This window comes from Sciscionella marina DSM 45152, from assembly GCF_000379465.1.
Taxonomy (GTDB): Bacteria; Actinomycetota; Actinomycetes; order Mycobacteriales; family Pseudonocardiaceae; genus Sciscionella; species Sciscionella marina.
The window spans coordinates 648,504-670,863 of sequence record NZ_KB905380.1; the positions used below are offsets into that span (position 1 = coordinate 648,504).

The following is a 22,360-nucleotide window of genomic DNA, read 5'->3' on the forward strand; positions in this document are numbered from 1 at the left end:
GGGTACAGCTTAGCTGCCCGGCATGACCTCTTGTTCGAAGTAGTCGGCGAGCTTGTTCGGGTCCTTGTCCGCGCCCGCGACGACCTTGCCCGCGATCGGCCTGCCCTGGACGCTGAATTCGAGCACGGCCTTGCCCGACTCGTCGTTGCCCGCGGTGTAGTCACCGGTGAGCCCGTTGCCCTGCCACCTGGCGGTGATCTCCTTGTTGTCCCCACTCGGCCCGTCCGGCACTTTCGGGGTGTCGTTGCCCTGGTAGTAGCTGAGCGTGTGGGCCCCGGAATCGACCCGGCAGGTCACCGCGATCGGGGCAGGGTTCTTACCCTGCGCCGAGTTGCAGCTGTCCTGCCCGCCGATGTCCCCGGCGAGCTGGCGCAGGCAGTCGGTGAATCCCTCGCTGTCCCGCTGCGCGCTGAGGTTTCCGCATTCGGCCGCGTCGACGGTCTTGCCCGAGCCGTCGAACAGGAACAGTCCGCCGACCACGAGCGCGGCGACGACCACGAGGGCGGCACCGGCACCGATCAGGGTGCGGTTGCCCGGACGCCGCTTGGCCGCGGGCTGCGCCGCCGCGGGAGCCTGCTGGTATCCGGGGTTCGGCTGCGGGAACGCCTGCGGTGGCCTGCCGGGATGTCCAGGCGGGAAACCGGGCTGCTGCTGTGGTCCGGGCTGCTGTGGGGCCGACCAGGGCGCGGGGGCGCTGCGCGGATAGTCCTGGGTGCGGCCGGCGATCCCCTCGCGCGAGACGTGGTGCGCGCCGAGCGCCACCGCGGTCTCCGGCTGGTCCAGGCTGGTGGCCACCACATGCAGCGATTCGCCGATCAGGGTGGCCACGAGCGGGATCCGGCTCGATCCGCCGACGAGGTAGATCCCGGCGAGCCGGTTGGGGTCGAAGCCCGCCCCGCGTACGGTCCCGGCGAGCAGTTCGACACTGCGCAGCATGCTCGGCCGGATCAGCGATTCCAGCTCGGGACGGGTGACGAGCACGTCCTCGAAGGGTTCGGGCATCGGCACATCCGCTTGCGGGTGCCGGGAAAGGGCCTCCTTCGCGGCCTTGACGTCCTCGCGCAGCGCGCGCTGGGCCCGCCGGTCGGCGGTTTCCCGCGGGCGGATCAACCGCTGCCAGCGCGCCGGATCGTGCTGCGAGATCTGCCTGCCGACGTGTTCGAACAGCGCCTGGTCCACGTCCAGCCCGCCGAGATCGGGGAGCCCGGCCTCGGCGAGCACGGAGTAGCCGTTCTGGGTGGCGCCGACCACCGCGCAGTCGAAGGTTCCCGCGCCGAGGTCGTAGACGGCGAGTGCCTGGCCGGGAGCGAGCGCCTTACCGGGGAAGGAGGCGAAGTGCGCGGCGGCCGCGACCGGTTCGGGGACCAGCAGCAGGTTGTGCCCGAGGCCCGCGGCGCGCGCAGCCCGCACGAGCGCGGCCCGGCGCAGCTCGCCCCACTGCGCGGGATGGGTGAGCCGGACCTCGTCCGGGCGCTGCCCGCCGAGCTGGCGCACGGTCTCCTCACCGACCCGGTAGAGCACCGCGGCGAGCGCGTCGATCACGGTGATCACCCGGTCACCCAGCAGCAACTGCTGCTCGTCGACGCGCCGCTTCGGGTTCGGTTCGAACCGGGAGGGATCGAGCCGAGCTCTGCGTTCGGCGTCCTTGCCGACCACGAGTGAACCGTCCTCGGCGGCGAACACCGCGGACGGCATGGTGGCCGAACCGTCGATCTCGACCACGCGCGGCTGCCTGCCGTGCGCGGCGAGTACCGCGACCGTGTTCGACGTACCGAGGTCAACCGATAGGACGTGCACAGCTCTCCCTCGTTCGCACACCCAGCTGTTTCGACGTGATCGTGCCATGTCAAGCCCGGGCGCGGGGTACGCGCCCGAAAAATGTCGTACTCCTGCCGCACACTGGTGGCATGTGCCCCGACGACCGAACCGAGACCGCCGCGCTCGACGGGTTCTCCCCGGCGACCCGGCTGTGGTTCGGCGAGGCGTTCGCCGAACCGACGCCCGCCCAGGAGGGCGCCTGGACGGCGATCGGGCGCGGAGAGCACACCCTCGTCGTCGCCCCGACCGGTTCGGGCAAGACGCTGTCCGCCTTCCTTTCCGCGATCGATTCGCTGGCCAGCGCGGATCCGCCGCAGCAGCGCGAGCACCGCTGCCGGGTGCTCTACGTGTCCCCGCTCAAGGCACTCGCGGTCGACGTGGAACGCAACCTGCGAGCCCCGCTGGCCGGGATCCGGGGCGCGGCACGCCGCCTCGGTGAACCAGTGGACGAGATCACCGTCGGCATGCGTACCGGGGACACCCCGGCCGGTGAACGGCGGGCGTTCCACACCAAGCCGCCGGACATCCTGGTGACCACCCCGGAGTCGCTGTTCCTGCTGCTGACCTCGCAGGCGCGCGAGTCGCTGCGCGGCGTGCGCACGGTGATCCTGGACGAGGTGCACGCCCTCGCCGGTGGGAAGCGGGGGGCGCACCTGACCCTATCCCTGGAACGACTGGACGAGCTGACCGGCGTCCAGCCCCAGCGCATCGGCCTGTCCGCGACGGTGCGCCCGGTCGAAGAGGTCGGCGATTTCCTCACCGGGGGCCGCCCGGTCACCGTGGTTCGCCCGCCGAGCGCGAAGACCATCGATATCTCGGTGCAGGTCCCGGTTCCGGATCTGGGCACGCTCGGCGAGGACAAGGACACCGACACCGCGGGCCAGCCCTCGGCCTCGATCTGGCCCGCGGTGGAACGGCGGATCCACGAACTGGTCATCGCGCACCGCTCCACGATCGTGTTCACCAACTCGCGGCGGCTGGCCGAACGGCTGACCACCCGGCTCAACGAGCTCGCCGCGGAATCGGTCGAGCTGACCGAGTTCCCCGCCGAGGCGATCGGTGAGTCCGGGATCTCCTACGGCGCGGCGCCGACGATCGCACGCGCCCATCACGGCTCGATGTCCCGCGAACGGCGCACCATCGCCGAGGAGGAGCTGAAATCGGGCACCCTGCCCTGTGTGGTCGCGACCTCCTCGCTGGAGCTCGGCATCGACATGGGCGCGGTAGACCTCGTCGTACAGGTCGAGGCCCCGCCGACGGTGGCATCCGGGCTGCAGCGCATCGGCAGGGCGGGCCACCACGTCGGCGCGGCCTCGGCGGGCGTGCTGTTCCCCAAGTTCCGCGGCGACCTCGTGTCCGCGGCGGTGACGAGCGAACGGATGTCCGAGGGCGCGATCGAAGCGGTGCGGTACCCGCGCAATCCATTGGATGTGCTCGCCCAGCACGTGGTGTCCATGGTCGCGGTCCAGGACTGGCAGTTCGACCGGCTCGCCGCGCTCGTGCGCCGGGCGGCACCGTTCGCCGCGCTGCCCGAGCATGCGCTGCACGCGGTGCTCGACATGCTCTCCGGGCGGTATCCGAGCGAGGACTTCGGTGAACTGCGCCCGCGGATCACCTGGGACCGGGTCACCGGAACCCTGCGCGGGCGCCCGGGAGCGCAGCGGCTCGCGGCCACCTCCGGGGGCACCATCCCGGACCGCGGCCTGTACACGGTGACCACGCCACCGGACGAGAACGGCGCGCGCACCGGCCGCCGGGTCGGTGAGCTGGACGAGGAGATGGTCTACGAGTCCAGGGTCGGGGACACCTTCCTGCTCGGCACCTCGGTGTGGCGGATCGAGGACATCACCCATGACCGGGTAGTCGTGACCCCCGCTCCCGGGATACCCGCGCGGATGCCGTTCTGGAAGGGCGAGACGCCTGCGCGCCCGCTCGAGCTGGGCAAGGCGGTCGGCGCGTTCCTGCGGGAGATCTCCTCCGCGGACCCGGACCCGGCGCGGAACCGGTGCGCCGCGGCGGGTCTCGACGAATGGGCGACCCAGAACCTGCTGTCCTATGTGGACGAACAGCGTGCGGCGACCCGGCAGGTGCCCAGTGATCGCACGGTGCTCGTGGAGCGGTTCCGGGACGAGCTCGGCGACTGGCGGGTCGTGGTGCATTCCCCGTTCGGCGCCCAGGTGAACGCCCCGTGGGCGCTGGCGATCGGCGCGCGGCTGCGCGAGCGGCGCGGCCTCGACGTGCAGCTGGCGCACTCCGACGACGGGATCGTGCTGCGGCTGCCCACCTCCTTCGAACAGCTCGAGGAAACCGAGACCGAGCGGGATCCGCTGATCCTCGCCGAGGATGTGCTGCTCGATCCCGAGGAGATCGCCCAGGTGATCACCGCGGAACTCGGCTCCTCGGCGCTGTTCGCCGCGCGGTTCCGGGAATGCGCGGCGCGCTCACTGCTGCTGCCGCGCCGCGACCCGCGCAAGCGTTCCCCGCTGTGGCAGCAGCGCCAGCGCGCCGCGCAGCTGCTCTCGGTCGCCGCACGGTTCGAACAGTTCCCCGTGGTCGCCGAGGCGATGCGGGAGTGCATCCAGGACGTGTACGACGTTCCCGGGCTGCGCACGCTGCTGACCGAGATCCGCACGCACAAGATCCGGGTGGTGGACGTGACCACCCAGGCGCCGTCCCCGTTCGCGCGCAGCCTGCTGTTCGGCTATGTGGGGATGTACCTCTACGAGGGCGAGATCCCGATGGCCGAGCGCAAGGCCGCGGCGCTCTCGCTGGACTCCACGCTGCTCGCGGAACTGCTCGGCACCGAGGCGATCCGGGAACTGCTCGACGCGGATGTGCTCGCCGAGATCGAGGCGCAGTTGCAGCGGCGCGCCGAGGATCGCCGGGCCACCTCTGTCGAACAGGCCGCCGATCTGCTGCGTTTTCTCGGCGACCTGAGCACCGAGGAGGCTGCCGAGCGGGGCATCGAACCGGATTGGCTCGCCGAGCTCGAACGGGACCGGCGGGTCCTCGAGGTGCGCATCGCGGGCGCGCCGCGGTGGATCCCGATCGAGGACGCGGGCCGGTTCCGGGACGCGCTCGGGGTCGCCCTTCCGGTCGGGATCCCCGAGGCGTTCCTCGAACCGGTCGCCGATCCACTCGGCGAGCTGCTGATCCGCTACGCCCGCTGCCGTGGGCCGTTCCCGGCGAGCGAGGCGGCCACCCGGTTCGGGCTCGGCGTCTCGGTGGTCACCGGGGTACTCGAGCGGATGGCCGGTTCCGGGCGACTGGTGCGCGGCGAACTGCATCCCGAGGGCACCGGCGGCATCGAGTACTGCGACGCCGAGGTGCTGCGCAGGTTGCGGCGCGCCTCGCTGGCCCGGCTGCGCGCAGAAGTCGAACCGGTGGAGCAGCGCGCGCTCGGCCGGTTCCTCCCGGTCTGGCACGGGATCGCGGCGCCACCCGCCGACGAGGCGGAACGCAGGCGGTCCCGGCTGAACGCCGCGCCGACCGTGGACGACGTGCTCGGCGTGGTCGAGCAGCTCGCCGGAGTGCCGTTGCCGGCCTCCGCGCTCGAACCGCTCGTGTTCCGCTCCCGGCTGCCCGGCTACTCCCCCGCGCTGCTCGACGAGCTCACCGCGGCCGGGGAGGTGGTGTGGACTGGATGCGGGACACTCGCCGGAAACGACGGCTGGCTCTGCCTCGCCCCGGCCGATATCGCCGAGCTCGTGCTCCCCGAGGCGGAGCCGGACCCGCCGGACACCGCGGTGCACCGCCGGCTGCGGGACGCGCTCGAGGGCGGAGCACTGTTCTTCCGGCAGCTCGCCGACAAGGTGGGCGCCGCCCTTTCCGCCGAAGGTGAACAGGTACCGGCGGACGCGGATCTGGTCGCCGCGCTGTGGGATCTGGTCTGGGCCGGCCTGGTCACCAACGACACGCTCAGCCCGCTGCGCGCGCTGTTGTCCGGATCGGGCACGGCGCACCGCCAGCGCCGCCCGCCCGCGCGCGGACGCTACGCCCGGGTACGCGGAAGCTACGGCCGCGCCCCGATGCCCTCACGCACCGGCCCGCCCACGGTGGCCGGGCGCTGGTCGCTGATTCCCGCACGGGACACCGGGCCGACCCGGCGGGCGCACGCGCGCGCCGAGGTGTTCCTCGAACGGCACGGGGTGCTCACCAGGGGCGCGCTGGAGACCGAACGGGTCAGCGGCGGATTCTCCGGCGTGTACCGGGTGCTGCGGGCGATGGAGGAATCCGGCCAGGTGGTGCGTGGCTACGTGGTCGAGGGGCTCGGGGCGGCGCAGTTCGCCGCGCACGGCGCCGTCGACCGGTTGCGCGCACTCGCGGGACCCGGCGAACCGGGCGGCCGCGACGGGGAAACCGCTCCGGGCTCGGTACTCCTGCTCGCCGCGACCGATCCGGCACAGCCCTACGGGGCCGCGCTCGCCTGGCCGGAAGCGCTCGGTGAGACGCGGCACCGGCCAGGGCGCAAGGCCGGGGCCGTGGTCGTGCTCACCGATGGGGCACCGTCGCTCTACCTCGAACGCGGCGGCCGCTCGCTGCTGAGCTTCACCGAGGACCAGTCGTTGCTCGCTGCCGCGGCCCGCGCACTGGCCGAGGCGGTGCACGACGGCAGGCTCGACACCCTCACCGTGCGCAAGGCCGATGGCGCTTCCGCGCTCACCTCGGCGCTGCACGGGGTCCTCGCCGAGGCCGGGTTCCGCTCCACCCCGTCCGGACTGCGGCTGCGCGCCTGAGAGGACATCCGAGGACTCCGCGTCCCGCTGCGCTGCGGCTCATTCCTCCACCCCTGCGGACCTCGGGCGCGGGTGTCCCGCGGGACACCCGCCACGCTGACTCCCGCTCGCGACGGACGAGAGCCATCAGACGCACTTCGAGACCCGCGGCGTTCAGAGCTTGCGCAGCCGCACCCGGTTGATCGAGTGATCGGGCCCCTTCTGCAGCACCAGTTTGGCCCGGCCCCGGCTCGGGCGGATGTTGTGCACCAGGTTGGGTTCGTTGATGCTCGTCCAGATCCCGGCCGCAGTGGCCCGTGCTTCCTCATCGGTGAGCGCGGCGTAGTGGTGGAAGTAGGACTGCGGGTCGGCGAAGGCGGTATCCCGCAGCCGCAGGAAACGGTTCACGTACCAGTTTCGGATGTCCTCGACGTGCGCGTCCACGTAGATCGAGAAGTCGAACAGGTCGGAGACCGCGAGCCGGGCGGCGGGCTGGAGGACGTTGAGCCCCTCCACGATCAGAATGTCCGGCTTGCGCACCACCTGAGATTCTCCGGGCACGATGTCGTAGCTCAGGTGGGAGTAGACCGGGGCGTGCACCTCCTCGGCGCCCGCCTTCACCTCCGAGACGAACCGCACCAGGGCACGCCGGTCATAGCTCTCCGGGAAACCCTTGCGGTGCATGAGGTTCTGCCGTTCCAGCTCCGCGGTCGGGAGCAGGAAGCCGTCCGTGGTCACCAGATCCACCCTCGGATGATCCGGCCAGTGCGCGAGCAGCGCGCGCAGCAATCGCGCGGTGGTCGACTTGCCGACCGCGACGCTGCCCGCGATCCCGATCACGAACGGCACCCGCTCGGCACGCTCCCCCAGGAACGTGGTCGTGGCGGCGTGCAGCCGCTGCCGGGCCGCCACCTGAAGGTTGATCAACCGGGACAGCGGCAGGTAGATATCGGCCACTTCATCGAGCACGATGGATTCGCCGATACCGCGCAGTCTGTTCAGTTCCACATCGGTGAGGCGAAGCGGTGTGGTGGCCCGCAACTCTCGCCACTGGTCACGGTTCAGTTCGACATACGGGCTCAGTTCGCGGACGCGAGGCACCCGCACAGTCTGCACGTGCACCCCGCCGGATTCATCCTCGCAGGATATGGCCTCAATCACACGGCGAACTCATTGTCAACGCGGCGCCGGAATGCAGAACACCTTGCCCTGCGGATCCGCGAGCGCTACGCGGACGGCCCGTACGAGTCACCGGGTCGCCAGGCGTAGCAAGGCCCACATCTGGGCGACAGCGTCCTCGTGTTCGGTCCCCTCCCCGGCGGAACCGGTCACCTCGACGAACCCCCTGCCGAACGGCACCCGGCCCCACAGCCACAGGTAGACCTCGAGGGGGGAACCGCGCACCACGGCATCCACCACGTACCGCACCTTGCCGTTGTCCTCACCGAGCCGTTCGCCCTGCCCCTCGACCTCGTGCACCTCGATGTTCTGCCTGCTCATCCGGGCCAGCCAGCGCCTGCTCCCGGTCTCCACGAGCACGCCCGCTGTCTTGTTCGCCCGGATCCCGAGCTCGGCGAGCCGGTGCTCGAACCAGACCGAGAGCACCTCGTCCACTCCGTCGGTGGCGATCTCCTGCGCGACCGGGTCCCGGTCGATCCCCGCCGTGATCTGCGCGTCGCATCGGTGCACCGTGGTCTCGTGCAGCATCCTGCGCACCCAGAATCCGTAGTGCTGCTGGGGTGGGTACCAGGTGACGCACGGATCCGCGGGATCGTGCACGGCGAACCGGGACCGCAAGGAGGCGTAGCCCTCGCGGAGATAGTCCACGACCGGCTGCCCCTTCTTCGGGGTACGTCGCCATTCCATGGGCCGCACCCCGTCGCTGAGCCAGGTGAACAGCATCCGGTAGATGGCCCCGACATGCCGGGCCGTCTCGCTGAGCGTGAAACTGGGGCAAGCGGTGACCACCCGGTCGCCGGGCGCCCGGTAGGTGGCATCGGCGAGCAGTTCCACCTCGAGGTCGAGCACCTCGAGCATCCGCCCATAGTCGATGCCCGGCTCACCCATGACCGTCCCCGTCTCCCTTCCCCGATCACTCCCCCGCTTCACGAACCGCGCCGCCCCCGGAGGTTCGCTCATCACCGGCCCCCGGGAACGCCACTGCCTCGGCGTCCTCGGTGCGGTACCGGTGGCTCCGTGCACGATCACGGCTCCCGCTGGGGCATCGCGCGTTCCACGACCGCGAGGAACTGCCCGGTCTTGCGCACCATGTCCTCGGCGAACCCGGCCGTCATCGGCTTGTGGATCCCCGCACTGACCGCGGCGTTGACCGGGGAGACCGCGGCGAAGATCTCCGCCCACTCGCCGAGCTCCGGGGCCACCTTCGACAACAGCAGCCACGCGCTCGTCGGCTTGGACCTGCCCCGGTGCGGCCGCCCGCGCAGCGCGAGCATCGCGGCCGCACCACGCAGCGCGGCGAGATAGGCGGAGGTGAACTTGCCCGTCGGTTCCGCCTCCCACTCCGCTTCGAGCAGGGCGCGGTCGGCCTCGCGCAGCAGCGGTACGGCAGCCGAGGCCGGGTCGAACGCCACCTTCCGCTCCAGGACCCGCCCCGGTCCACGCCGCACGCCGACCGGGAAATCAATGAGCGCCGACATTCCGTCCTCCTCCAAGACATCGTCGAAGACAACCACCGAAGACAGGCACCGGAGACCTTCTCCGACGTCTCCGGACCTCACCGAAGGTTTATCGAACGTATGTTCGAACACCACTGTAGCTCGCCGGACGTCCCCGCTCAACCCCCCTTCCCTCGCGGCGCGGTCAAACCCGGTATCGCCGAGGTGGCGCCGCGTGATCTGATAAACCCCTGTCCACGGCAGGGACGAGGTGAGGAGCGATATGACCGCGCAGCCGGAGACCGATCACCGCTCGGTGGCGACAGTGCGCGCCGCCCTGCTCGCCTCCGGCCAGCGGGAGGCGGCCGAGGGCATTCGCGTCCTCGGTGACGAGGTGCGCACCGCGGCGGCCGCGGCAGCGGCACTGGGCGTCGTACCGGGCGCCATCGCGAACAGCCTCGTGTTCGCCGCCGTGCACGGAACCCGGCGGAGCCCGCTGCTGGTGCTCACCTCCGGGGCACATCGTGCGGACACCGGCAAACTCGCCGGACTCGTCGGCGCGGACACGGTCGGCAAGGCCGATGCGGCATTCGTCGGTGAGCACACCGGCCAGGTGATCGGCGGGGTCGCCCCGGTCGGGCATCCGGAACCGATCCGCACCCTCGTGGACCGCGCGCTCGCCGAGCATCCGGTGGTCTGGGCCGCCGCCGGGCATCCCAAGACGGTCTACCCGACCACCTTCGCCGATCTGGTGGCACTCACCGGCGGCTCCGAAGCGATCGTCGCCTGACCGGAACGGCCATGACGCCGCAGCAGAAACCAGACGACGCCCAGATCCTCGAGTTCACCGTGGAGGATCTTCGGGCACATCTGCGGGAAGCGCTCTCGATCTATGTCGAGGCGATGGGTTATCCGAAGGGGACGGTGGACGCGCGGGCCCCGATGTGGCTCGCGCACATGCTCCGCCCCGGCTGGCGCTGTGTCGCGGCGCTGCACGGCGACTCGCTTTCCGGGATCGCGTACGGCTACACCGGTCAGCGCGGCCAGTGGTGGTACGAACAGGTGCGCAGCGGGCTGCTCAAGACCGGGGGCGAGGCGGCCGCATCGGCCTGGATGAGCGACTACTTCGAGCTGACCGAGCTGCACGTGCGCCCGGACCGGCAGGGCACCGGTCTCGGGGAGCGGTTGCTGCGCTCACTGCTCCGGGATGCGCGCTCCCGGCACGTGCTGCTGTCCACCCCGGAGGGCGAGAGCAGGGCCTGGCGGCTCTATCGCCGGCTCGGTTTCCTGGATGTGCTCCGCAGGCACCAGTTCGTCGGCGATCCGCGACCGTTCGCTGTGCTCGGCCGCACCCTGCCGCTATAGCGACCGCGCCAGCTCGGCACCGAGCGCGTCGAGCCCGATCGGGCCCAATTCGAGCGCGCGCCCGTGGAAAGCCTTGCTGTCGAACGACTCCCCCGCCCGGGACCGGGCCTGCTCCCGCGCGGCCAGCCAGGCGCGTTCGCCCAGTTTGTACGAGGGCGCCTGCCCTGGCCAGCCGAGGTAGCGGTCCACCTCGTCGGCGAGGTAGTCGTGCGCGCCGAGGGTGCGCGTGGTCATGAACTCCAGGCCGAGTTCGGGCGACCACCGCTGCCCCTCGTGAAACCCGGTGCCCGCCGGGATGGACAGTTCGAGGTGCATGCCGATGTCCACGAGCACCCGCGCTGTGCGGAAGATCTGTGCGTCGAGCAGACCGAGCAGAGCGTGATCCGTACCGAGGTGGCCGAGCTCGCGCATCAGCTGCTCGGCGTAGAGCGCCCAGCCCTCGCCGTGTCCGGAGATGAAGCACAGCTGGCGCTGGAACCGGTTGAGCCGGTCGGCGTGGTAGACGGCGGTCGCGACCTGGAGGTGATGCCCGGGAACCCCCTCGTGGTACACGGTGGTCGCATCCCGCCAGACCGGGAAGCTCGGCTGCTCGTGGTCCACCGACCACCACATGCTGCCCGGCCTGCCGAAATCATCGGTCGGCCCGATGTAGTACGCGCCGAGCACCCCACCGGGCGGGGCGATCTTGCAGTCCAGCCGCATGAGTTCATCGGGGAGCGTGAAGTGCGTGTCCCGCAGGGAGCTCAGCGCCTCGTCGGAGACCTGTTGCAGCCACGCCGCGAGCCCGTCGGTGCCGGTGACCCGGTGGCGCGGATCGGCGTCCAGCAGCTCGGCGGCCCGCGCGGGGCTCGCGCCCGGTTCGATGCGCCCGGCGACCTCGACCATCTCGGCCTCGATCCGGGCGAACTCCTCCCAGGCCCACTGATAGGCCTCGTCCAGATCCAGCGCCGCCCCGGTGAACTGCCGGGAGTGCAGCCGGTACCGGTCCGCGCCGACCGCGTCCGCGCGCGGTGCCTTCGGGGCCAGCTGTTCGCGCAGGTACTCGCTCATCCCCGCATACGCGCCCGCCGCCGTGTTCGCGGCCGCCCCGAGCTCATCGGCGAGCGCCTCGGGGGCGTCGTCCAGCAGCCCGTGAAAATAGGACCGGCCACCGTCCCCCGACCAGCGCGCGCACTGCGTGGCGACCTTGTCCACCTGGCGCACCGCGGCGGTGTGCCCGGCGCGGGCCGCCTGCTCGAGTCCCGCGCGCACCTGTTCGAGGGCACGTGGCAGGGCACGCATGCGCGCGGCCAGGGTGGCCCACTGCTGTTCGGTTTCGGCCGGCATGAGGTCGAACACCTCGCGCAGCGAGTGCACGGGACTCTCGATGACGTTGAGCGCACCGATTTCCTCGCCGGCGTCGAACAGTTCCCCCGCGATCTCCATGCGTTCGGTGAACACGGCCTTGGCGATCCGTTCGGCATCATCGGCCGGTTCGATGCGCCGCACCTCGGCCAGCGCCCGCTTGCCGAGTTCGGCCCGCTCGGTCACCGCCTCCGGAGAGAAATCGGTGAGCAGGGCATCACTGCCCTGCTCACCGATCACGGTCGCGGTGACCGGGTCGAGCCCGACATAGTCGCGAACGTACTCATCCACCCGGGCATGCACGCTGTCGTCTCGCATGCCCGAGCACGTTACCCGGTGCGCGCGGGCACCAGGCCGAGACGTTCGACCAGCTCACTGGTCGCCTTGGACCGGTTGAAGGTGTAGAAGTGCAGATTGTCCACGCCCTCGTCGAGCAGCCTGCGGCAGTTCTCGGTGATCACATCCATGCCCGCGGCCCGGAACCCCTTGGGGTCGTCTGCGTAGGGGTCGAGCGTGCGCGCGAGCCAGTCCGGGATCGGCGCCCCGGAAAGCTCCGCGGTCTTGGTGAGGGTCTTCTTCGTGGTCAGCGGGAGGATCCCGGGGATCATCCGCTTCTCGCAGCCGGCGGCCGCGATCCGGTCCCGCAGCCGGAGGAAGTCCTCCGGGGCGAAGAACAGCTGCGCGATCGCGAAGTCCGCGCCCGCGTTGAGCTTGCGTATCAGGTACTTGGTGTCGCTTTCCAGGTCGGTGGAACGGGGGTGTCCGTACGGCGAGGCGGCGACCCCGACGCAGAAGTCGCCCAGCTCGCGCACGAGCTCCACGAGTTCTTCGGCATAGCGCAGCCCCTCGGGGTGCGGGATCCACTCCCCGTCCACGTCCCCTGGCGGATCACCACGGATCGCGAGCACGTTCTGCACGCCGACGGCCGCGTACCAGCCGAGCACATTGCGCAGCTCGGTGACCGAGTGGTCGACCGCGGTCAGGTGCGCCATCGGCACCAGGGTGGTTTCGCTCGCGATCCTGCCCGTGGTCCGGATGGTGCGGTCCCTGTTGTGTCCTCCCGCGCCATAGGTGACCGAGACATAGGCCGGATCGAGCACTTCCAGATTGCGGATGGCCCGCCAGAGGATCTGCTCGTCCTCCGCGTCACGAGGAGGGAAGAACTCCACGGAGAACGTTGGCTGGCCAGTTTCCAGTCGTTGTACTACCGAGGTCATAACGAACAACCTTAGTCACTTTCCGCGGCCCCGTAGAGTGCTGTGTGACAAGGTAAGCCCGATTCGTGCGGGTCATCGACCGATTTCCCAGTCCCTGATATGGGGACACGCGAATTCCCCCGAATGCCGTTGTGCGACCATACGTGCCGCGATGGCCACGACTCGTTCACTCTCGATCAGCAGCGCCGAACAAGGTTCGACGCCGACCGGTCATGCCGGGCAGAGCCCCGTGTCCCCGGAGTCCGAACGCGTGGGACAGCTGCCGAAAGCCCTGCTCCTGCTCGGTTTCCTCGGCTCCTGCGTGATGGCGCTGGCCGCGGTCGGCGCCGGTGCCACGCTCGCCCACGATCCACTGCTCTCCACCGGGCCGCTGGCCTGGATCCGCTACGGGCACGGCCGCCAGCTGGCCACGGCGGCCCTCTACGCCGGGCTCGCCATGCTGATCTGGGCGTGGATCCGGCTCGGCCGCGCGGTGCGGGCGCGCAGGCTCGGCAAACGCTGCGTGCTGTACGCGATCACGGCATGGACGCTCCCGCTGATGTTCGCCCCGCCGCTGTTCTCCAAGGACATCTACTCCTACCTGGCACAGGGCGATATCGCGCTGCACGGCTTCGACCCCTACCAGGTCGGCCCCTCGGTGCTGTCCGGCGCGCTCGCGGAGAACGTGAGCTGGGTATGGCAGAACACCCCGGCGCCGTACGGGCCGCTTTTCGTACTGGTCGCCAAGGCCACGGTCGCGGTGACCGGACAGCAGATCATCCCCGGGGTGATCCTGATCCGGCTGCTCATGCTCCCCGGTTTCGCGCTGATCGTGTGGGCCATCCCGAGGCTGGCCAGGCATTTCGGCGGGCGCCCCGAGCTCGCGCTCTGGTTCGGCGCGGCGAACCCGCTGATCCTGGTGCACCTCATCGGCGGCGGGCACAACGATCTGCCGATGGTCGGGTTCATGCTGCTCGGCATCGTGCTGGTGCTGGACCGCAAACCGGTGAGCGGATTCGCCATGGTGACCGTGGCGATCGCGATCAAGGCCAGTGCCGCCCTGGTGCTGCCCTTCCTGGTGTGGGTGTGGGCGGGCAAGCTGCGCGGTCCGGCCTGGCGGCGGTTCACCATCGCGGCCGCGGGCGGGATCGCCGTGGTCGCGGTCGTGTTCGGCGGGATCACCCTGCTCGCCGGGGTGGACCTCGGCTGGATCCCCGCGCTGTCCTCCTCGAGCGCGATCGTGAACTGGCTTTCCATCCCGAGCGCGATCGGCCAGTTCCTGGACATGGTCGGCGGCTGGTTCACCCGGCTGCCCGGTGGCCTGTTCATCGAGAGCATGCGGCTGATCGGGGAAGCCGTACTCGCCGTGCTGGTCATCTGGCAGTGGTGGCGCGCCCGGGTCGGCGGACCGGAGGCGGTGCGCCGCGCGAACATCGCCCTGCTCGCGCTGGCCCTGCTCGGCCCGGCCTGCCTGCCCTGGTACTTCAGCTGGCCGATCACCCTCGGTGCGGTCTTCGTCTACTCCGGGACGGGACTGGTCGCGATCACGGGCGCCTCGGTGTGGCTGGTACTCGTGACCTATCCGTCCGGGGACACCGCGCTGTACAACTGGCTCTACGTGGCCTGCTGTGCCGCCGTCGCGGTGCTCGCCGCCCTCGCGCTGGTGCGCCCGGACCCGCTGCGGCTGTCCGCGCGTGAGCCGGATTTCCTGCTCGCGCGGGACAGTACCGCCGGAACGGGATCGCCGCAGCGGTCCGCCTGACAGGCCCCTAGAAAGCCATCGCCTGGGCGCGGCGCTTGACCTCGGTGCCCCGGTTCCCGCGCAGCGCGTCGATCGGGCGCCCGGGAAGGGACTCGTCGGCGGTGAACAGCCAGCGCAGCGACTCGGACCGGGTGAACCCGGCGTCGGAGAGCACCGTCATCGTGCCGGTGAGGCCCTTGACCACGCCGGACTCGTCGACGAAGTCCGCGGGCACGCACACCTCGCGGTCCCTCCGGAGCGCGATGAGCTGCCCGTCGCGCACCATTTGCTGCAGCTTGGACACGGGAACGCCGACCTGGCCGGCGAGCTCGGAGATCGGGATGACGGCCGAATCCGCGTCAAGCACGTCCTCGGCGAGGGGAATCGAACTCACGGCGACTACTGTGCCACACGCGGCGGCCGGCAAGCACGGGGTTTCGGCGGGCACCAGTACGATCAACAGCTGTGACGAGTGGAGTCGCGGACATGGCAGGCACGGTGCTCGAGGGCAGGTACCGGGTGGACTCGCTGCTCGCCACAGGTGGTATGTCGACCGTGTACGCAGGCCTTGACCTGCGGCTCGAGCGTCCGGTCGCGATCAAGGTGATGGACCGCAAGCTCGCGGACAATCCCACCTTCCTGCGCCGCTTCGAGCTGGAGGCACGCGCCGCGGCGAAGCTGCATCACCCGAACATCGTCGCCGTGTACGACCAGGGCATCGACGAGACGGCCGTCTACCTGGTCATGGAGCTCGTCTCCGGGGGAACCCTGCGCGATTTGCTCGAGGAGCGCGGGCCACTGGAGCCCGCGCTCACCCTCGCCATCGCCGAACCGGTCGCCTCCGCGCTCACCGCCGCGCACCGGGCCGGGCTCGTGCACCGCGACATCAAGCCGGAGAACGTGCTCATCGGCTGGCAGGAGCACAGCGGGGGCGCGGTCAAGGTGGCCGATTTCGGACTGGTGCGCGCGCTGAGCGGGTCCAGCCTCTCCACCGGGAACGTCATCCTCGGCACGGTCGCCTACCTGTCTCCCGAACAGGTCGCCACCGGGGACGCCGATCCGCGCAGCGACGTGTACGCGCTCGGGATCCTGCTGTTCGAGATGCTCACCGGCCGCCCGCCGTACAACGGGGACACCGCGCTCTCGGTCGCCTACCGGCACGTGCACGAGGATGTGCCCGCTCCCGGCGAACTGCGCCCGGATCTGCCCCCCGCGCTGGACAACCTCGTGCTGCAGGCCACCCGGCGGGATCCGGCGGCGCGCCAGCAGAACGCGGCCGATCTGGCGCTCGCCATCGAACGGGTGCGCGGCGGTCTCGGGCTGCCGAAGGTGCCCGTCCCGGTGGCCGCACCGCCCATGCTCACCGACCTCGAGGCGGCGACCGGACCCGTCGACCACGGCGGCCCATCCGGGACCAGGATGTTCACCCGCTCGGCCGCCGAGGTGCTCGAACCGGAACCGGCCACCGAGCCCCAGGCCGAGCCCGCCGGACCGGATCCGAGCGCCGGGTACCGCAAGGACCGGCGCCGGAGCAGGCGCTGGCTGGCCGTGGTCCTGGTACTCGTGCTGCTGCTCGCCGCGCTCATCGGGGTGGGCGCCTGGTGGTTCGGTTCCGGGCGGTGGACCGCGGTGCCCGCGCTGTCCGGGATGAGCAAGACCCAGGCCCAGCACAACGCGGAACAGGCCGATCTGACCACGCGGCTGACCATGCGGCAGAACAACACGGTGCCCGCGGGCACCGTGATCAGTTCCCATCCGGCGGCCGGGGCGGACGCGCTGCGCGGCAGCCAGGTCGAGCTCGTGGTGTCCACCGGGAAACCGAAGGTCCCCAAGATCGAACCGGGCACCAGCAGGCAGGAGGCCGAGCAGGCGATCCGGAGCGCGGGGCTGCGGCCGGCGCACGAGTCATCCGGGGACCGCTACAGCCCCTCGGTGGCCAAGGGTGCGGTACTCGCCGTGACCCCCTCCCCCGGCACCCCGCTGCCCGGGAACGCCGAGGTGACCCTGCTGCTGTCCAAGGGGGTCGCGCCGATCAAGGTCCCGGATGTCACCGGTTCCGCGCACGACGACGCGTTCCAGGCACTGCGCAGGGCCGGGCTGAGCCCCTACGACCTGCCGGGGCAGTTCACCGGCTCCGGCAAACCGGGCACCGTGCTGCAGACCAATCCCTCGGCGGGGGCCAGCGTGCCCGCGGACGCCGACCGCCGCGTCGGGGTCGTGGTCTCCACCGGGGTGCAGCTGCCCGATGTGACCGGCAAGAAGGTCGGTGAGGCGCGCTCCACCCTGGAAGGGCTCGGGCTGAAGGTGCAGGTGCACCAGTTCCTGCAGAGCGACGACTCACAGGTGCTCACCCAGTCCACCCCGCCGGAGACCACGGTGGCACCGGGCACCGAGATCACCCTGAACGCGCTGCCATAGAACACGAAAAACCCGGCCACCTGGTCTCGGTGGCCGGGTCCTCGGGTTCGGTCGCTCAGCCGCGCAGCATCTCGGCGACCAGGAAGGCGAGCTCGAGGGACTGCTGGGTGTTCAGCCTCGGGTCCATCGCGGTCTCGTAGCGCCCGGACAGATCGGTGTCGGAGATGTCCTGGGCACCGCCGATACATTCGGTGACGTCCTCACCGGTCAGCTCGACGTGCATACCGCCGGGGTGGCTGCCCAGCGAGTTGTGCACCTCGAAGAAGCCGTGCACCTCGTCCACGACCCGGTCGAAGTGCCGGGTCTTGTAACCGGTGGAGGACTCGTAGGTGTTGCCGTGCATCGGGTCGCACTGCCAGATCACCTTGTGCCCGCTGGCCTCTACCTTCTCGATGATCGCCGGGAGCACCTCGCGTACCTTCGTGTTCCCCATCCGGGAGACCAGGGTCAGCCTGCCGGGCACGTTGTGCGGGTCGAGCCGGTGCACGTATTCGAGCGCCTGCTCCGGGGTGGTCTTCGGGCCGATCTTGACCCCGACCGGGTTGGCCAGCAGCTCGGCGAGCGCGATGTGCGCCCCGTCGAGCTCTCTGGTGCGCTCCCCGATCCAGAGGAAGTGCGAGGACAGGTCGTACAGCTTCGGATCGGCCGGGTCCGAGGTGTCCATGCGCAGCAGGGCACGCTCGTAGTCGATCAGCAGCGCCTCGTGGCTGGCGAAGATCTCGGTGCCGTGCAGCGAATGGTCGGTGACCCCGCAGGCGTTCATGAACCGCAGCCCGCGGTCGATCTCCCCGGCGAGCGCCTCGTACCGGGCCCCCGCGGGCGAGGTGCGCACGAAGTCCTTGTTCCAGTCGTGCACCCGGTGCAGGTCGGCCATGCCCTCCGAGGTCAGGGCGCGCACCAGGTTCATCGCCGCGCTCGCGTTCGCGTAGGCGCGGATCATCCGCGAGGGGTCGGGAATCCGGGCCTGCTCGCTGGTGTGCAGCGAGTTCACGATGTCGCCCCGGTACACCGGGAGCCCGAAAGCGTCCAGTTCGTTGGACCGCGGCTTGCCGTACTGGCCCGCGATCCGCGCCACCTTCACCACCGGGGTAGAGGCCGCGTAGGTCAGCACCACCGCCATCTGCAGCAGCGTGCGGATGTTGCCGCGAATGTGCGGCTCGGTGTTGGTCTCGAACGTCTCCGCGCAGTCCCCGCCCTGCAGCAGGAAGGCTTCCCCGCGCGCCACCTCGGCGAGCCGCTCCTGCAGGCGGGCCACCTCGTTCGGCAGCGTCACCGGCGGCACGCTCTCCAGCACGGTGCGCACCTGCCGGGTCTGCTCGGCATCCGGCCACTGCGGCTGTTGTGCCGCGGGGCGGGCGAGCGCTTCGTCGAGGTTGGTACGCAGGTGCGGCGGAAGGGGCGGTAGTTCCGGAAGGGTGTCAACCGGAATGTCGACGGTCCAAGATGTCACGAGACCAGACTAATGCCGCCCCACGATCGGCTCATGACCTGGGTGGTTCACTGTGCCGGGGCACACCACCGGACACGAGAAACGGCCCCACACGAACGTGCGGGGCCGCTTCTGGTGAAAGTTACTGCTTCGGGAACTATCGCTCAGTTACCGGAGAGCTTCTCGCGCAGTGCGGCGAGCTGCTCGTCGGAGGCGAGGGTGCCACCGTTGGTGGACGGCGCGGCCGGAGCGGAGGAGTATCCGCCGTCGGTCGCGGCGGCACCGGTGGTGTCCTCGCCACCCTCGGCACCGGCCTCGGCGTCGAGCTGAGCCGCACGGGCGACCTGCGCCATGTGCTGCTCGTAGCGGCGGTGGGCCTCGGCGTACTGCCGCTCCCACTCCTCGCGCTGCTTGTCGAAGCCTTCCTGCCACTCCTGGGTCTCCGGGTCGAAGCCCTCGGGGTAGATGTAGTTGCCCTCGTTGTCGTAGTCGGCGGTCATGCCGTACTGCGTCGGGTCGAACTCCGAGTCCGGGGTGAAGCCCTCGTTGGCCTGCTTGAGCGAGAGCGAGATGCGCCTGCGCTCCAGGTCGATGTCGATGACCTTGACCATGACCTCGCCGCCGACCTGCACGACCTGCTCGGGCAGTTCCACGTGCCGCTCGGCGAGCTCGGAGATGTGCACCAGGCCCTCGATGCCGTCCTGGACGCGCACGAACGCGCCGAACGGGACGAGCTTGGTGACCTTGCCCGGCACGATCTGGCCGATCGCGTGGGTGCGGGCGAACTGGCGCCACGGGTCTTCCTGGGTCGCCTTGAGCGAGAGGGAGACGCGCTCGCGGTCCATGTCCACGTCGAGCACCTCGACGGTGACTTCCTGGCCGACCTCGACGACCTCGCTCGGGTGGTCGATGTGCTTCCAGGACAGCTCGGAGACGTGCACGAGACCGTCGACGCCGCCGAGGTCCACGAACGCACCGAAGTTGACGATGGAGGACACGACGCCCTTGCGGACCTGACCCTTGGCCAGCGCGTTGAGGAACTCGCTGCGCACCTCGGACTGGGTCTGCTCCAGCCAGGCACGGCGGGAGAGCACCACGTTGTTGCGGTTCTTGTCCAGCTCGATGATCTTGGCCTCGAGCTCCTTGTGCACGTAGGGCTGCAGGTCGCGAACCCGGCGCATCTCCACCAGCGAAGCGGGAAGGAAGCCGCGGAGCCCGATGTCCAGGATGAGGCCGCCCTTGACGACCTCGATGACGGTGCCGCGCACCGGCTCGTCCTTCTCCTTGAGCTCTTCGATCGTGCCCCAGGCGCGCTCGTACTGGGCGCGCTTCTTGGACAGGATCAGCCTGCCTTCCTTGTCCTCTTTCTGGAGGACGAGGGCCTCGACCTCATCGCCGACGGTGACGACCTCGTTCGGGTCGACATCGTGCTTGATGGACAGTTCGCGTGACGGGATCACGCCCTCGGTCTTGTAACCGATGTCGAGCAGCACTTCGTCGCGGTCGACCTTGACGATGGTGCCCTCGACGATGTCGCCATCGTTGAAGTACTTGATCGTCTTGTCGATGGCGGCGAGGAAGTCTTCCTCCGACCCGATGTCGTTGATCGCGACCTGTGTGGTCGTCGGGGCGGCGGTGGTGTCGATGGACATGTGGTAGGTGGCTCCGGTACGGATGATCGTAGGTATGTGCTTTGGACAATGTGCGCGCGCCGCGGGCCTACGCTGAGGCGAATCGAACGCGAAGACCCCACGAGAAACAGCGTCTGACGCCAGAGGTGACTATCGCAGACAGCATCTGCCCACTGCGCAAAAGTATGGTACGCGGCGGGCTTGCGCAGCAGCAAACCAGGGTCGGATGAACAGGGAAGAAGGGTACTCCGGTGACCGAGAACCGGCACGCACGGGCCGAGGAAATGCTTGGCACGGTGGGAATCGAGGCCCGCGAGGCCGATTCCGCGGAGTCCGCGCGCGCCAACCGCGCCTGGTGGAACGCCGATGCCGAGGACTACCATCGGACGCACGGCGAGTTCCTCGGCGCGAGTGGTGCAGCCGACTTCGTGTGGTGCCCGGAGGGGCTGCGCGAGCAGGACGCCCGGCTGCTCGGCGAACCCGGTGACCTGAGCGGGCGGCGGATCCTCGAGCTCGGTTGCGGATCGGCGCCCTGTTCGCGCTGGCTCGCCGAACAGGGCGCCCATCCGGTCGGGCTGGACGTCTCGGAGGCGATGCTCGGCTACGCCCGGTCCGCCTCGGGCGCGCTGGCGCTGGTCCAGGCCGATGCGGAACACCTGCCCTTCGCCCCCGGATCCTTCGCCCACGCCTGCTCGGCGTTCGGGGCGGTCCCCTTCGCCGCCTCGGTCGCCGCGGTGTTCACCGAGGTCGCCAGGGTGCTGAAACCGGGGGGCCGCTGGGTGTTCGCGGTGAGCCACCCGATGCGCTGGGCTTTTCCCGATGTCGGCGGAACGGCGGGCCTGACGGTGACCCAGTCCTATTTCGACCGGACCCCCTATGTGGAGGTGGACGCGGACGGCCACGCCACCTATGTGGAGCACCACCGCACCCTCGGGGACTTCGTCGGGGCGATCGCCGCGGCGGGGCTCGTACTGCACCGGCTGGTCGAACCGGAGTGGCCACCGGGATTCACCCGGGAATGGGGCCAGTGGACCCCGCTGCGCGGCGCGCTGTTCCCCGGGACCGCGATCTTCTGTACGCACAAGCCACCGGACCGGCTCTCGTGACCGCGCCGGAGTCCTTCGTCCGGGCACAGGCGGCGCACTTCGCGGCGCTCGATCCGCTGCTGCCCACTCCCGTGCTACCGCACGGCGGGGAACCCCTCGGTGCGCTGAACGAGGACCGCAAACCGCTGCTCGCGCTGCTCCGCGAGGAGTCGCATCCGCCGGGGACCGCATCGAGCCTGTGGTCGGCGCGAGTGTGCCAGCAGCTGTATCCGCTGGTCGCCTCGGGCACCGAGCTGGATCCGCTGCTGCGGCGCTGGCGGGAACTGCTCGACGACCGCCGCGATCCGGGCGTCGACTCCGCCTGCCTGCTCACCTGGCCGAGCCGGGACATCGAGGCGACCCAGGTGCTGCTGCGGCACGGTTTCGTCCCGCTGACGGTGCTCGCCGTGCGCGCCGGTTCCCCGGCCGGGGAACCGTGGGAGGACGGCACACCCGTCCGGCGGGCGGGCGAGGATGACCTCCCGGACCTGCTCGAGCTGGCCATGGCCGAACTGCAGTTCGCCGCACGGGTCGGTTCCGCCGTGGTCCGCGAGGACGCCGAACGGCTCAAGGCCACGGCGCTGCGCGACTGGCTGGACGACCGCTTCCCGATGCTGCTCGCCGAACGGGACGGCGAGGCGGCGGGCACGGTGCAGTTCCGCGCGGCCCTGCTCGACGAGGACAGCAGGCCCCGGCTGCTCCCCGACGGGCTGTGGGGCTACGTGAACTGCCTTTCCGTGCACCAGCGATGGCGCGCCTCCGGGGTCGGCAGGGCGCTCATGGCACGGGCGCACGCGGAACTGCCTGCCGACCGTATGGGGGACTATCTCTATTACAATCCGGCAAATCCGCTTTCCTCGGTGTTCTGGCCGCGGCAGGGTTACCGTCCATTGTGGACCGTCTGGGAGGTGCGCCCGGCTCGCGCGCTGCAGTAGAACCACCCGTTTCAGGCAAGCACCACCCGTTCGGGGGGTTCGAGCGTGAAACCCCGCGCCGGCCCGCC

Annotated in this window: 16 protein-coding genes; 7 read left to right on the forward strand and 9 right to left on the reverse strand. The window is 70.3% G+C overall.

What is annotated here, in order from left to right; translation table 11 throughout:
* Window positions 1–9: 9 nt before the first annotated feature.
* Window positions 10–1,797, reverse strand: coding sequence for an Hsp70 family protein (locus A37U_RS0103080; RefSeq protein ID WP_020495141.1), 1,788 nt, complete (start codon window positions 1,795–1,797; stop codon window positions 10–12).
* Window positions 1,798–1,907: 110 nt separating this feature from the next.
* Here A37U_RS0103080 and A37U_RS0103085 point away from each other — a divergent pair, with 110 nt between their 5' ends.
* Entirely contained in the window at window positions 1,908–6,554 is a 4,647-nt protein-coding gene (locus A37U_RS0103085) for an ATP-dependent helicase (protein WP_020495142.1), read from the forward strand.
* Window positions 6,555–6,707: 153 nt separating this feature from the next.
* On the opposite strand, the gene coaA is transcribed toward A37U_RS0103085, so the two are convergent.
* The 3 genes from coaA to A37U_RS0103100 form a co-directional block, all read right to left on the reverse strand.
* The gene (coaA, locus tag A37U_RS0103090; RefSeq protein ID WP_026196819.1) at window positions 6,708–7,634 is read right to left on the reverse strand and encodes a type I pantothenate kinase; all 927 of its coding nucleotides are present in this window, start codon (window positions 7,632–7,634) and stop codon (window positions 6,708–6,710) included.
* A gap of 147 nt (window positions 7,635–7,781) precedes the next feature.
* Entirely contained in the window at window positions 7,782–8,672 is an 891-nt protein-coding gene (locus A37U_RS0103095) for a maleylpyruvate isomerase family mycothiol-dependent enzyme (RefSeq protein ID WP_240437475.1), read from the reverse strand.
* A 65-nt stretch (window positions 8,673–8,737) separates the two neighbouring features.
* Window positions 8,738–9,190, reverse strand: a complete 453-nt coding sequence (locus tag A37U_RS0103100) for an SAV_6107 family HEPN domain-containing protein (RefSeq protein WP_169526802.1) — start codon at window positions 9,188–9,190, stop codon at window positions 8,738–8,740.
* Between the two features lie 241 nt (window positions 9,191–9,431).
* On the opposite strand from A37U_RS0103100, the gene A37U_RS0103105 reads away from it, so the two are divergent.
* Both A37U_RS0103105 and A37U_RS0103110 read left to right on the forward strand, forming a co-directional pair.
* Entirely contained in the window at window positions 9,432–9,938 is a 507-nt protein-coding gene (locus A37U_RS0103105) for a YbaK/EbsC family protein (RefSeq protein WP_020495146.1), read from the forward strand.
* Between the two features lie 11 nt (window positions 9,939–9,949).
* Window positions 9,950–10,513 carry a GNAT family N-acetyltransferase gene (locus A37U_RS0103110; protein ID WP_020495147.1) on the forward strand — a complete coding sequence of 188 codons (564 nt, stop codon included), beginning with the start codon at window positions 9,950–9,952 and terminating at the stop codon, window positions 10,511–10,513.
* Here the strand turns inward: A37U_RS0103110 and A37U_RS0103115 are convergent.
* Entirely contained in the window at window positions 10,508–12,175 is a 1,668-nt protein-coding gene (locus A37U_RS0103115) for a DUF885 domain-containing protein (protein ID WP_020495148.1), read from the reverse strand. The two genes, A37U_RS0103110 and A37U_RS0103115, sit on opposite strands and share 6 nt — an antisense overlap.
* 11 nt (window positions 12,176–12,186) lie before the next feature.
* Window positions 12,187–13,074 (reverse strand): methylenetetrahydrofolate reductase, encoded by an 888-nt coding sequence (locus A37U_RS0103120; protein WP_026196820.1) that lies wholly within the window; start codon window positions 13,072–13,074, stop codon window positions 12,187–12,189.
* Between the two features lie 151 nt (window positions 13,075–13,225).
* Here A37U_RS0103120 and mptB point away from each other — a divergent pair, with 151 nt between their 5' ends.
* On the forward strand, window positions 13,226–14,815 hold the full coding sequence (mptB, locus tag A37U_RS0103125) for a polyprenol phosphomannose-dependent alpha 1,6 mannosyltransferase MptB (protein WP_020495150.1): 1,590 nt from the start codon (window positions 13,226–13,228) through the stop codon (window positions 14,813–14,815).
* Window positions 14,816–14,822: 7 nt separating this feature from the next.
* Here the strand turns inward: mptB and A37U_RS0103130 are convergent, their stop codons facing one another.
* Window positions 14,823–15,188 (reverse strand): Rv2175c family DNA-binding protein, encoded by a 366-nt coding sequence (locus A37U_RS0103130; RefSeq protein ID WP_020495151.1) that lies wholly within the window; start codon window positions 15,186–15,188, stop codon window positions 14,823–14,825.
* 71 nt (window positions 15,189–15,259) lie between these two features.
* On the opposite strand from A37U_RS0103130, the gene pknB reads away from it, so the two are divergent.
* Complete coding sequence (gene pknB / locus A37U_RS0103135; RefSeq protein ID WP_026196821.1) at window positions 15,260–17,212, forward strand: Stk1 family PASTA domain-containing Ser/Thr kinase; 1,953 nt, start codon at window positions 15,260–15,262, stop codon at window positions 17,210–17,212.
* Between the two features lie 55 nt (window positions 17,213–17,267).
* Here the strand turns inward: pknB and A37U_RS0103140 are convergent, their stop codons facing one another.
* Both A37U_RS0103140 and rpsA read right to left on the reverse strand, forming a co-directional pair.
* Window positions 17,268–18,662 carry a class II 3-deoxy-7-phosphoheptulonate synthase gene (locus A37U_RS0103140; protein ID WP_020495153.1) on the reverse strand — a complete coding sequence of 465 codons (1,395 nt, stop codon included), beginning with the start codon at window positions 18,660–18,662 and terminating at the stop codon, window positions 17,268–17,270.
* 143 nt (window positions 18,663–18,805) lie between these two features.
* Entirely contained in the window at window positions 18,806–20,293 is a 1,488-nt protein-coding gene (gene rpsA / locus A37U_RS0103145; protein WP_020495154.1) for a 30S ribosomal protein S1, read from the reverse strand.
* 263 nt (window positions 20,294–20,556) lie between these two features.
* Here rpsA and A37U_RS0103150 point away from each other — a divergent pair, with 263 nt between their 5' ends.
* Together A37U_RS0103150 and A37U_RS0103155 are read left to right on the forward strand one after the other, a co-directional pair.
* On the forward strand, window positions 20,557–21,378 hold the full coding sequence (locus tag A37U_RS0103150) for a class I SAM-dependent methyltransferase (protein ID WP_051111565.1): 822 nt from the start codon (window positions 20,557–20,559) through the stop codon (window positions 21,376–21,378).
* Window positions 21,375–22,292: a GNAT family N-acetyltransferase gene (locus tag A37U_RS0103155; protein WP_020495156.1), complete on the forward strand. Its 918-nt coding sequence runs from the start codon at window positions 21,375–21,377 to the stop codon at window positions 22,290–22,292. Before A37U_RS0103150 ends, A37U_RS0103155 begins: the two co-directional genes overlap by 4 nt.
* The last annotated feature ends 68 nt before the right edge of the window (window positions 22,293–22,360 follow it).